This is a genomic window from Bizionia myxarmorum (assembly GCF_008086205.1).
GTDB classification, from domain to species: domain Bacteria; phylum Bacteroidota; class Bacteroidia; order Flavobacteriales; family Flavobacteriaceae; genus Algorimicrobium; species Algorimicrobium myxarmorum.
This window is the reverse complement of sequence record NZ_VSKK01000016.1, coordinates 1-1,015: the sequence shown is the minus strand read 5'-3', so window position 1 is coordinate 1,015 and position 1,015 is coordinate 1. Positions and strand designations below refer to the sequence as shown.

1 protein-coding gene is annotated in these 1,015 nt (G+C 30.6%); it reads right to left on the bottom strand.

The window, feature by feature from the left end; genetic code table 11:
* Window positions 1–139: 139 nt before the first annotated feature.
* Window positions 140–739 (bottom strand): RDD family protein, encoded by a 600-nt coding sequence (locus ES674_RS15330; protein ID WP_148405532.1) that lies wholly within the window; start codon window positions 737–739, stop codon window positions 140–142.
* Window positions 740–1,015: the final 276 nt, after the last annotated feature.

The following is a 1,015-nucleotide window of genomic DNA, read 5'->3' as shown; positions in this document are numbered from 1 at the left end:
ATGTAATAAGCTCTTAAAACAGGCCTTTGCAATTGCTAAATCAGGATTAATATATGAAGATACTTACAGAAGTACTTTGGTGAAAAATTAAATCAATTTCACTTGGTTTTTACCACAGTACTTTGTTGGCATTAGTATTTTATTTTGGGTTGTCTTTAATTACTTTCGTCTTTGATAAATAGTCGTGCAATCCATTCTTTACAAATAAGTATGAAATTCCATCGAAGGGAATCAATCGACATATAGTTCTGACTATAATTTCAGATACTGTTGGTTTGTTTCCATCTATTTTTACAACTTTAGTTTTAGTAATAAATTTAGCAACCGTTTTTTGAAATTTTATTTCCATTACTGCATAATATCCGAAGAAAGTTCCGAGAACTGTTATCAGTGTCAATAATCCACCAATAAAGTTGTTAGAAGTTGGGTTTATAAAAAGTCCTAAAATTATAAATATTACTAAAATCAATAAGTAGGCAATGATAAAATCAATTATGTAATGTAAAAATCTTATTCCTGAACTAACAACATTTGAGTCAACTTTCTGTTTTTGTTCTTTCTCAACAGTTGCTTGTTGTTTAATTTTCTCAAATTCGCTCGTGTCGATATTCCGCTTTTCAATTTCAAAGTCCGCAGCTTGGATTGCAGTCGGATTATATCTTTCTCTTTCAACTGTTACAATCTTTATTAATTCTTCGTCTGTCCTTTCGGACATCACTTTTTTAAATTCGTTTTCCAATAGTTTGATGGTTAGTTTATATTAATGCCAACGGATTTGTGTATGATTAGTGGCGTGTTTTAGGCATGGAATTTAGCAAATAAAAACTGAATAGAAAATCCGCGAGGATTTTCGTAAGTAGGCGATACCCAGCCATTAATTATACACGGTGTTGGCATTTCGTTGTTTTTATTCAGTTTATTAATTTTCGTCTTTCTTCTTATTCGCTCTAATTGTCAAAATCATTGATATTATAATTAAAACACTCGATAATGTTGACATCCAAAATCCTCGGTC